This window comes from Tenacibaculum sp. SSH1-16, from assembly GCF_040104435.1.
GTDB lineage: Bacteria > Bacteroidota > Bacteroidia > Flavobacteriales > Flavobacteriaceae > Polaribacter > Polaribacter mesophilus.
In genome coordinates this window covers 80,597-92,024 of record NZ_JBECOV010000013.1, presented here as the reverse complement: position 1 = coordinate 92,024, position 11,428 = coordinate 80,597, and the positions used below count along the sequence as shown (strand labels likewise).

Genomic DNA, 11,428 nt, shown 5'->3' with positions numbered 1-11,428 from the left:
CGTACTCACTTATCAAAAATTGATACTTCTGTAAATAGCTTCGAACTAGAGTTAAATCATCTGTATTTATACGCATAACAAAATATAAGATTTTGTCAACGAATTAGTTAACCTTTACAGAAATGACTAATGTTTTGTTACATAAAAATTATATTAGTGTTTAATAATTTTTATTGAGGTATTTTATTTGCTTTTTTGGTTAAGAGAATATTCCTATAAGTATTCCACCTATTATGTAAGCAATACTACCTACTGAAGAATAAAGGTAATATTGCCTAATTTTTCTTTTAAACTTAAATGTTTCAAATCTTTTAATATCTGAATTATGAGAATGAAGAAATACATTAACAATACCAAAAGGAACTAGTACATAAAAAAGCTTCAACTCAAGTTCTAAAGATTCATTAATTCTTTTGTAAGAAACATCAATATTATAAAGCAGACTTTCTGCTTCTTTTATAGTTAAAGAACTTTTATCATAAGCATTGATAAATGTATCTTTACTTATTTTATTATTATATATATACTCTATAAGTTCTTCAATTGAGTATTTTTTTACCTTTTCAATACTTACCATATAGCAATCCTCAATTTATTAATAACAACCCCAATTATACTCATTATAAATTTGATTAACTGTTCACACAAAAAAAAGCCTTAACTTATTCAGTTAAGACTTTTTAGTTGGCCCACAAGGACTCGAACCTTGAATATCGGTACCAAAAACCGGTGTGTTACCATTACACCATGGGCCAATGTTTACAGTGCAAATATAAAAACAAAGTTTTATATTTAGAAATCATTAAACACTTTTTATAAAAAAATCCTCACGAAGTTCGTAAGGATTTTGTTGGCCTACAAGGACTCGAACCTTGAATATCGGTACCAAAAACCGGTGTGTTACCATTACACCATAGGCCAATTGCTTATTTCGGGTGCAAATATAAAACAAAATTATATTTCAGCAAATTTTTTGTGCTTTTTTTCGTTTACTTCTTTTTCAACCTCAAAAATTTCATTTAACAGAACTTTATATGAGAGCTTATTTTAGAGAAACTGTTAAAATTATATTTTTGTTTTCAACGAAAAAATCATTAGTAATTAATACATTCGTACTTTATATCTAGATAAAAAACTATGACTGAGTTTAACTATAAAAAGTGGAACATCATTTTAGGATGGGTTTCGTTTGCAGTAGCGTTAATCACTTATACCTTAACTCTTGAACCCACAGTGAGTTCATGGGATTGTGGAGAATACATCGCAACTGCTGTAAATTTAGAAGTTGGACACCCTCCTGGTGCTCCTTTATTTCAAATGTTAGGTGCTTTTTTCGCTATGTTTACTAGTGATCCTAGTCAGTTGGCAAAAATGGTCAACTTTATGTCTGGATTGGCAAGTGCTTTTACTATCCTTTTCATGTTTTGGACAATTACCAATTTAGCTAGAAGAATGGCTATAAAAAATGGAAAGTTAGGTAATAATGAAGCTATTGCTGTATTAGGAAGCGGATTAGTAGGTGCTTTAGCGTATACTTTTTCAGATAGTTTTTGGTTTAGTGCTGTTGAAGGGGAAGTGTATGCTATGTCTTCTTTCTTAATGGCGCTACTATTTTGGTTAGGGTTACGATGGGAAAGTGAATTAAATACTTCTAGAGGAAATAAATGGTTGGTATTAATTAGCTTTGTAGTTGGACTATCTTTTGGAGTTCATATACTATCCTTATTAGTAATTCCATCAATCGTTTTGGTATATTTCTTCAAAACATATAAGGATATCAACATCAAAACAACTGCAATTGCTACACTAGTTGCAATATTAGTTTTAGCGTTTGTGTTTAAGTTTTTATTCCCTTTCACTTTAAAATTCTTTAGTGTTGCTGAGTTATTCTTTATCAACCAAGTAGGACTACCTTATAATTCAGGAACTATTATAGCTGGAATTGTTTTAATAGCTTTATTCTTTTACGGATTAAAATATACACGTAAAAAGAACTTGGTTACTGCAAACACTTTAGTACTTTCAGTATTATTCATAATGATTGGTTTCTCGTCTTGGTTAATGTTACCAATACGTGCGAATGCTGATACCATTATTAACGAGAACAACCCATCAAGTGCGCGTGAACTACTAGCATACTACAATCGTGAACAATATGGTGATGCAAATGTTTTTTATGATAATTACTATTCTGTAGCTTATGATAGAGAACAAGATGCCGACAATCCTTATAAAGACGATAAACCTAAGTACGAAAAAATAGATGGCAAGTATGTTATTGTAAACAGGTACAAAAATGTACTTCCTAATTACTCAAGCAAACACAAAGGGTTTATTCCTCGTATGGTAAATCCTGCTTCTGAACAACAATACAAAAGTATTGCTGGAATTCCTGCTCGAAGTAAAAGACGTCCAACGTTTTTAGAAAACATAAAATTCATGGTTGATTTTCAATTTGGATATATGTACGGGCGTTATTTTATGTGGAATTTTGTAGGTCGCCAAAACGATATTCAAGGACATTTAGACATTGAAAATGGAAACTGGTTAAGCGGTATTAATTTTATTGATGAAGCTCGCTTAGGCTCTCAACAAAATTTACCAGATGATGTTAAAAACAACAAGGGACGTAACACCTACTTCTTTTTGCCTTTTATTTTAGGGCTTATTGGCTTGTTATATCAACTCAATAGAGATAAGAAGAATTTTTATGTGTTAACACTGTTCTTTTTATTCACAGGATTAGCTATCATATTTTACACGAACCCAAAACCTTTTGAACCTCGTGAACGTGATTATGCGGTAGTTGGTTCCTTTTATGTCTTTGCTATTTGGATTGGTTTTGGAGTACTTGCCCTTTATGATTACTTTAAAAAGTATGCTCCTAAAAAGGTAGTTGCAATTGCTGTTTCAGTGGTTTCATTACTAGCTGTCCCTGCTTTAATGGGCTTCCAAAATTGGGATGATCACGATAGAGCTGACCGTTATTTAGCTCAATTAAATGCACAAACCTATTTAGAGAGCTGTGACCCGAATGCAATCATCTTTACTATTGGAGACAATGACACTTTCCCTCTTTGGTACATGCAACAAGTAGAAGGTGTTCGCAGAGATATTAAAATAGTAAACACAAGTCTTTTTCAAACAGATTGGTACATCGATCAAATGAAAAAGAAAACCTATGATGCTGAGCCTATTCCATCACAGTTAACACACGATCAGTACAAGTATGGAACCTTGGATATGGCATACTACTACCCACTTCCACAGTTAAAAGATTCTTTACTTAATATAAAAGATTTTATGCGTTGGATAGCTAGTGATAATGATGCCACTTATTTAGACGCAGGAGATGGCGCTAAGGAAAAATTTTATCCAACCAACAGAATTCGTATTCCTGTTAACAAAGAAAATGCTTTAAAAACTGGATTAGTAGCACAAAAAGATGCTGATAAAATGGTAGATTATATTGACATTACTGTTGATGATAGAGGTTTATCAAAAGCAAGACTTTTAATGCTAGACATTTTAAATAATTTCGACTGGAAGCGACCTATTTACTTTACTGGTGGTGCAAATGCTGATGAAGAATACATTTGGCTAAAAGATTACTTACAATTAGATGGAATGGCGTACAAATTAGTACCTATAAAAACATCTAATAAAGGGCGAACAATTTTTGACATGGGACGCATAGATCCTGAAAAAATGTATAACAATGTTAAAAAATGGGATTGGAAAACAATCAATAACGGAGAAATTTACCTAGATGAGCAAAGTAAGCGTAACGCAATTTCATTACGTAATAACTTAATTCGTTTATCTGAAGAATTCTTACAAAAAGGAGATTCTGTAAATGCAAAAGACGTGTTAGATTTATCGTTACACAAAATGCCTATTAAAGATTTTGATCACTACAATTTCTCTTTAGGCTATCCAGAATTGTATTATCGTATTGGTGATATTAATAAAGCTAGAGAAACTGCCGAAACCTTAGCTGATATTTTCCAACAGAAGTTAAAGTATTATAGCACATTTAATACTCAGGACATTGATTTAATCATCGATAATTTAGAAACAACTCTGTACATGTATCAAAACTTAGTTCAGCAAATTACTCGATATGACAAAGATGAAGATTATGGTAAAAAGTTTTTTGAAGATTATATAACACATGCTCGTCTATTTAGTCATTTAATGCCTGAAGAAGAGCCTGAGCTTCCACAAGAACTCGATACTATTAAGCCTTAATTTAATGAGGTTATATTTTATAAAGACACCACGTATACTTAAACGTTTATTCGCTAAATATACGTGGTCTTTTTTTTCTACTCAAAAAGAAATATTTCTAACCTTTGATGATGGACCTATTCCAAAAGTAACAGAATTTGTACTTGACCAACTTCACCTATTCAATGCAAAAGCTACTTTTTTTTGTATTGGTGATAATATTCGAAAATACCCCGCTGTTTTTTCAAGAATTGTTAATGAAGGACATTCGGTAGGAAACCACACTTTTAATCATTTAAACGGCTGGAAAAACAGCAATACAACTTATATTAACAACATAAACAAATGCGAAAACTTATTATCGCATCAAAAAACAAAACTATTTCGCCCTCCTTACGGAAAAATAAAAAGAAAACAAGCCAAACAACTTCTTGCTAATGGTTATAAAATTATTATGTGGGATGTATTGTCAGCAGATTTTGACCCGACTATTACTAAAGAAAAATGTTTACAAAATGTACTCAGAAATGTAGAAAATGGGAGTATTATCGTTTTTCACGATAGTATAAAGGCTAGCGACAAGTTATATTATGTGCTTCCAAAAGTTCTAGAAGAATTTTCGTTACAAGGTTATAAGTTTAAGGCAATTTCTTAAACAAACTGCTGAACTAAGCCTATTAACGTATTAGCGTCTTGCTCTCCAGTTTGGCGCCATTTCATCTCTCCATTTTTATAAATCATAAAAGTTGGATTTCCTTTAACACGTAAGGCATCTGCAAGAATTTCATTCTTGTTAATATCTATTTTAATCACCTTGGCTTTGTCTCCTAATGCAGCAGCTACATCACGAAGTGTATCTAAACTAGGTTCTAGTTCACTCCAATCTGCATAAAAATCGATTAACACAGGTTTGTTAATGCTTATAATTTCACCAAACTTTGTCATCTTTTGCATAAGTTTTATCAGTAAAGTGCCTAAAATTACTAATTTTTTGTTAGGTAATTATTATGATAATCTTAAAAATACTGAAAAATCAAGCTTTTTTTAGCTCAATTACGGTAATTTCAGGCCAAATCCCCACTCTACCAGGAAAGGCATGGTAACCAAACCCTCTATTCACATTAATGTACCTATTAAACTCTTTATATAACCCTGCCCATTGTTTATAAACATATTTTGATGGGCTCCATTTTATCCAACCAGGAATTTCAATCCCAAACTGTAAACCATGCGTATGCCCGCTTAAAGTTAAATGATAATTAAAATCGTCTTGTTTTACTTTATACTCCCAATGACTTGGGTCGTGGGACAGTAAAATTTTAAAATCATTTTTACTTACCCCTTCTGATGCTTTTTTAAGATCTCCTGCTTTATTAAAGCCCTTTCCCCAGTTCTCTACTCCAATCAATGCTATTTTTTGTCCGTCTTTTTCAATGTATTTATGCTCATTTAATAATAATTCAAATCCTATTTTTGGATGAATATCTTTTACTGCTTTAAAATTTGCTTTTTTATCTTCTGGGGTTTTCCAATCAGAATAATCTCCATAATCATGATTACCTAATACTGAGTATTTTCCAACAGGTGCCTCTAACTTTGAAAAAACAGAAATCCAATCATCCATTTCGTGTGCAAAATTATTTACAATATCTCCCGTAAATAAAATCATGTCAGATTTTTGCTCGTTAATTAAATCTACTCCATATTTAATTTTTTCTTTATTATCAAAACTTCCTGAGTGAATATCAGTAATGTGAGATATAGTAAAACCATCAAAAGCTTCTGGTATATCTTTAAAACTTAACTGGTATTTAAGCACTTTGTAATTGTATTTTCCTTTAAAAATACCATACAACATACTTGCAAACGGTAGTGCTGCCAGTCCTAAAGCTAGTTTTGATATGAAAGCTCTTCTACCAACCAAGTCTTTGGTTTCTTCTTTAAACAAAAATGAGATTCCTTTTTGAGACCATCTAACCACATCTTCTCCAAACATTAATAAAAAAATCACCACCTTAGGAACTAAAACAAGTAAAAGTATTCCCATTGCCCATTGAAACTCTCTTGTTTGCCCAGAACTTCTATCGTAACCAAAAATTACATAAAAAAAGTGTATGTAAGCTAATACCCCAATTAACAACCATCCATAACGAATAATTTTACTTCTTGTAAGTGTTTTTATTGCTTGAAAAGCATATGCTTCAAATACAATAATTATTGCGGATATTATAATAACTGTTACTAACCAACGAGACATCTATTTCATTTTTAAGGAGAAACAAAGATACTGCGATTCTTAAAATTGATTTTTAACATCTTGTTAAAGTTTTGTAGCTTTACCTCCAAAGTTCATAGAAACGATAGTTTTTCTACTTTTTCTGTAAACAAATCGATATCAACATTTTATTTCAATAGGCTTAAGACTTAACATGGCAAATCAAAAACGACTTTTTTTACTCGACGCGTATGCTTTAATTTTTAGAGGATATTATGCCTTTATTAAAAACCCACGTATCAACTCTAAAGGGTTAGACACCTCAGCTATTATGGGGTTTACCAACTCTTTACTAGATGTAATAAAGCGTGAAAAGCCAGATTATTTAGCCGTTTGTTTCGACAAAGGAGGAAGTACTGACCGCGTTGAAGCTTTTGAAGATTATAAAGCAAACCGACAAGAAACACCTGAAGCCATTCGTTTAGCTGTTCCTTACATTGAAAAAATATTAGGAGCCATGAACATACCTGCCATTGTAAAAGAAGGGTACGAAGCCGATGATATTATTGGTACGCTGGCTAAAAAAGCTGAGAAAAAAGGACTACACACTTACATGGTAACGCCTGATAAAGATTTTGCTCAACTGGTTTCTGATAATATTTTTATGTACCGCCCACCTCGTATGGGAAATGGATATGAAAAGTGGGGTGTTGAAGAAGTGAAAACTAAGTTTGGTGTGGAAAACCCGTTACAAGTAATTGACTTTTTAGGAATGATGGGGGATTCTGTTGATAATATCCCTGGATTACCTGGTGTTGGTGAAAAAACAGCCAAGAAATTTCTTGCTGCTTATGGTAGTATGGAAGGTTTGTTTGAAAACATCCATGAGTTAAAAGGAAAAATGAAAGAAAAGGTAGAAGCTAATCAAGAATTAGGCTTGCTTTCTAAAAAACTAGCAACCATTATGCTAGATGTTCCTGTTGAGTTAGAATTGGATAAATTGGTTTTTGAGCAACCCAATGTTGAAGCTACCAAAGAAATTTTTACTGAATTAGAATTTCGTCGTTTAACGGAAAACTTCTTAAAAACATTTGCTCCTTCTGAAGAAACTACTGCTGCATTAGAAATACCTAAAACAACAAAGACTAGTGCTGCAGGTCAATTTGATTTATTTGCAACTCCTGGTAGTGGAAGCGCTACTAAAGACACAAATATTAACGGTTTTAAAACTATTGAAAATACGAATCATTTCTATCAATTAATAGAAACACCTCTTTCAAGAAAATTATTGTTAGAGAAATTAATGCAACAAAATTCTGTGTGTTTTGATACTGAAACAACTGGATTAAAGGCCTTAGAAGTTGAGCTAATTGGAATTGCTTTTTCATGGGAAGCTGGTAAAGGCTATTATGTTTCATTTCCGGAAGATCAAGAAGAAACAAAAGTTATCTTAGAAGAATTTCATCCATTTTTTGAAGCTGTAAACATTGAAAAGATAGGCCACAATTTAAAATACGATATCAAAGTATTGTCAAATTACAACATGCCTGTAAAAGGGAATTTGTTTGACACCATGATTGCGCATTACCTTATCAATCCTGATATGCGTCATAATATGGATGTACTTGCTGAAACCTACTTAAATTATCAACCAGTTTCTATTACAGAATTGATTGGTAAAAAAGGTAAAAATCAACTTTCAATGCGACAAGTTGAGTTACCAAAACAAACCGAATATGCAGTTGAAGATGCAGACATCACCTATCAATTAAAAGAGCACTTTTCTAAAGAGTTGGAAAGTGGTAATGTTACCAAGTTATTCAACGAAGTAGAAACACCATTAGTTTCTGTACTAACAGCTATGGAAATTGAAGGTATTAATTTAGATACTGACTTCTTAAAAACACTTTCGAAAGCCTTATCTAAAGACATCTCACAACTTGAGCAAAACATATACGAACAAGCCGGTGAAGAATTTAACATTGCATCTCCAAAGCAATTAGGCCCTATCTTATTTGACAAGTTAAAACTAGTTGATAAACCTAAAAAAACTAAAACAGGGCAGTATTCTACAGCAGAAGATGTACTTTCTTATTTAGCGAAAGATCATCAAATAGTTGCTGATATTTTAGAATATCGTCAGTATAAAAAACTACAAAGCACTTATGTTGATGCACTTCCTAATGAAATTAACCCTAAAACTGGGAGAGTACACACTGTATACGCTCAGGCTGTAGCAGCTACAGGACGCTTAAGTTCTAACAATCCAAACTTACAGAACATTCCTATCCGTACAAAACGTGGACAAGAAGTACGTAAAGCTTTTATTCCGAGAAATGAAGACTATGTATTGCTAGCGGCTGATTACAGTCAAATTGAATTACGAATTATCGCTGCTTTAAGTGAGGAAGAAACCATGATTAAAGCCTTTCAACATGGTGAAGACATTCACGCTTCTACTGCTGCAAAAGTATTTAATGTTCCTATTGAGGAAGTAACCCGCGAGCAACGTAGCAATGCTAAAACTGTAAACTTCGGAATTATTTATGGAGTTTCTGCCTTCGGATTGAGCAATCAAACCGATTTATCTCGTAAAGAGGCAAAAGAGTTGATTGACACCTATTATGCAACCTATCCGAAACTACGAAATTATATTTCTAAGCAGGTAGATTTTGCTCGTGAACACGGATATGTGGAAACTGTTTTACATCGTCGCCGTTATTTAAAAGACATCAATTCTCGTAATGCTATTGTTCGTGGTGCTGCAGAAAGGAATGCGGTAAATGCTCCTATTCAAGGTTCGGCTGCCGACATCATTAAACTTGCCATGATTAACATTTATAAGCGATTTGAGCAAGAAAACTTCAAGTCGAAAATGTTACTACAAGTACACGATGAATTGGTATTTGATGCACATAAAGATGAATTAGATATTATTAAACCGATTATTAAACAGGAAATGGAAAACGCCTTTAAAATGAGCGTTCCGTTAGATGTTGAAATAGATACAGGAGCTAATTGGTTAGAGGCGCATTAAAGTTTAGTAATTGCCTTTGCTAAAATCTCTTTTACCTGAAGTTTTAAACTTTCAGGTTCAATGATTTTAGCATAATCTGAAAACACAATATACCATCTTGAAAAACTGTGTTCAACATAAGATGTCATGAATGTCATTTCCACTTGGTTTCCTTTTACTTTTTCAGAGACAAAACCGTGTTGCATTTTACTATTGTTAATATATCGCACCACGCTTTTATCAACAGAAATAACAACTTTTGTTTTTGGTGTGTTTTCATACTGGCTTCGGTATTCATCTAACGTAATATGTTCTCTAGTAAAATTATGTTGAGTTGATTTTATCGCTAGCATTCTATCGGTTCTAAACTGCCTGTAGTCACTTCTTAAATGGCAAAAAGCCAATACATACCAAAATCCTGATTCGTGATAAATACCCACAGGTTCCACAAAACGTTCAGAAGGTGTTTCTCTATTTACCGCCTGATATTTTAAAAATACCTGCCTTTTTTCAGCAATACTTTCAAACAAGGTTTCAAGTGCATTTGGTAAACTATCGTTGAACAATTTATTTGTAGGGTCCACTAATATTTGTGATTCTAAGGCAGAAATCCAATCTTTTTCACGACCACGCAACACTGATTTTAACTTCATCATAGCAGACTCATAATAATTCCCTAATGATTTATCTACAAACTTCTGCATTAGTTTTTCGGCAGCCACAAAACTTCCTACTTCTTCTCTAGTAAACATAACAGGAGGCAAACGGTACCCTTCCATAATAGAATAACCAACACCAGCCTCACTTATTATGGGCACACCTGATGCTTCAAGGGTTCGTATATCACGATAAATAGTACGTAGGCTCACCTCAAATCTATCAGCCAATTCTTGTGCTTTTACTATACGTTTAGATTGTAACTGAATAAGTATTGCCACAATTCTATCAAAACGTTTTACCGTGTCTAAACTCATAATGCTATAACATATTTCCCAAAGATAGGATTTCAGGCTGAAGTATTTTTTAAATTTTAGCTTCAACATAATAACTATACTTTATACAAAGTAACATACAGTAAGTGACAACCGCTTGTCAATAGTCTTTTTAAGATTTATTTTTTTTCTACTGACATAAAGCTGTCACCACCCCATATTAATTTTGATTTCAAATAATAAAAATTACAATTATGGAATCAACAACAAGCACATTATTAGAACAAGTAATTACACCTTCTGAGTTATTAGCACATTGGCAAGGGCATCGAGGTTTAACCCGAAGAACTATTGAAGCTTTTCCTGAGGAAGCCTTTTTTAATTACTCTATAGGAGGTATGCGTACTTTTGCTGATATGGTTATGGAACTTTTAGGTATAGCTGGACCTGGTATTAAAGAAATTGCTACTGGAGAAATTCAAGAATTAATTGAAGAGGTTGACCACGGCAACAAAAAAGAAAAAATTCTTGAACTCTGGGACAAGGCTACTGACGAAATAAATACTTATTGGACTAAGATAAAACCAGAGCAGTTTCAACAAAACATTAAAATATTTGGTCAATATGAAGGTACGGTTTGGTCATCAATATTCTATTTTATTGACAATGAAATCCATCATCGCGGACAAGCCTATGTGTATTTGCGCGCTTTAGATATTGAACCTCCATATTTTTATGAACGTTAATCTAACTAAAATGAAAACAGTTTTGGTATTTAAGACATCCATTACAAAAAACAATGAAATTAAAATTGTTCAACCTACTTTAAATCGTTTGATTACCAAAAATGACCGCTGGAATTTTGACTTAGAAGATTGCGATAATATTCTTCGGGTAGAGACTCAAATGATTAAAGCTGATGCCATTTTAAAAGCAATACAACATCATGGTTTTTATTGTGAAGAATTGTTGTAAAAACAGTAATATTTTCTAGAAACAGTAAATATAATGTAAATAAGAAACCGAATGAAGAAA

Annotated in this window: 9 protein-coding genes and 2 tRNA genes; 5 read left to right on the top strand and 6 right to left on the bottom strand. The window is 32.6% G+C overall.

Translation table 11 applies throughout. The features are described 5' to 3' along the window. Nucleotides 1–199: 199 nt before the first annotated feature. From ABMY20_RS13980 to ABMY20_RS13970, 3 genes are all read right to left on the bottom strand, one after another. Nucleotides 200–577: a hypothetical protein gene (locus tag ABMY20_RS13980; protein ID WP_173360448.1), complete on the bottom strand. Its 378-nt coding sequence runs from the start codon at nucleotides 575–577 to the stop codon at nucleotides 200–202. A 107-nt stretch (nucleotides 578–684) separates the two neighbouring features. Further along, nucleotides 685–755, bottom strand: a tRNA-Gln gene (locus ABMY20_RS13975). 95 nt (nucleotides 756–850) lie between these two features. Continuing rightward, nucleotides 851–921, bottom strand: a tRNA-Gln gene (locus tag ABMY20_RS13970). Nucleotides 922–1,137: 216 nt separating this feature from the next. Here ABMY20_RS13970 and ABMY20_RS13965 point away from each other — a divergent pair. Next, complete coding sequence (locus ABMY20_RS13965; RefSeq protein ID WP_349265589.1) at nucleotides 1,138–4,251, top strand: DUF2723 domain-containing protein; 3,114 nt, start codon at nucleotides 1,138–1,140, stop codon at nucleotides 4,249–4,251. A 4-nt stretch (nucleotides 4,252–4,255) separates the two neighbouring features. Continuing rightward, on the top strand, nucleotides 4,256–4,885 hold the full coding sequence (locus ABMY20_RS13960) for a polysaccharide deacetylase family protein (RefSeq protein ID WP_239178388.1): 630 nt from the start codon (nucleotides 4,256–4,258) through the stop codon (nucleotides 4,883–4,885). Here the strand turns inward: ABMY20_RS13960 and ABMY20_RS13955 are convergent. Then, on the bottom strand, nucleotides 4,882–5,175 hold the full coding sequence (locus ABMY20_RS13955) for a thioredoxin family protein (RefSeq protein WP_047788184.1): 294 nt from the start codon (nucleotides 5,173–5,175) through the stop codon (nucleotides 4,882–4,884). The genes ABMY20_RS13960 and ABMY20_RS13955 overlap by 4 nt on opposite strands. Nucleotides 5,176–5,263: 88 nt before the next feature. After that, on the bottom strand, nucleotides 5,264–6,487 hold the full coding sequence (locus ABMY20_RS13950) for a metallophosphoesterase (protein WP_349265588.1): 1,224 nt from the start codon (nucleotides 6,485–6,487) through the stop codon (nucleotides 5,264–5,266). Between the two features lie 172 nt (nucleotides 6,488–6,659). On the opposite strand from ABMY20_RS13950, the gene polA reads away from it, so the two are divergent. Next, nucleotides 6,660–9,482 (top strand): DNA polymerase I, encoded by a 2,823-nt coding sequence (polA, locus tag ABMY20_RS13945; RefSeq protein WP_349265587.1) that lies wholly within the window; start codon nucleotides 6,660–6,662, stop codon nucleotides 9,480–9,482. Here the strand turns inward: polA and ABMY20_RS13940 are convergent. Further along, nucleotides 9,479–10,435, bottom strand: a complete 957-nt coding sequence (locus ABMY20_RS13940) for a YafY family protein (protein WP_349265586.1) — start codon at nucleotides 10,433–10,435, stop codon at nucleotides 9,479–9,481. The genes polA and ABMY20_RS13940 overlap by 4 nt on opposite strands. A gap of 212 nt (nucleotides 10,436–10,647) precedes the next feature. On the opposite strand from ABMY20_RS13940, the gene ABMY20_RS13935 reads away from it, so the two are divergent. Then, nucleotides 10,648–11,139 carry a DinB family protein gene (locus ABMY20_RS13935; protein ID WP_159488857.1) on the top strand — a complete coding sequence of 164 codons (492 nt, stop codon included), beginning with the start codon at nucleotides 10,648–10,650 and terminating at the stop codon, nucleotides 11,137–11,139. A 10-nt stretch (nucleotides 11,140–11,149) separates the two neighbouring features. Next, the gene (locus tag ABMY20_RS13930) at nucleotides 11,150–11,368 is read left to right on the top strand and encodes a hypothetical protein (RefSeq protein WP_159488855.1); all 219 of its coding nucleotides are present in this window, start codon (nucleotides 11,150–11,152) and stop codon (nucleotides 11,366–11,368) included. Nucleotides 11,369–11,428 lie beyond the last annotated feature (60 nt).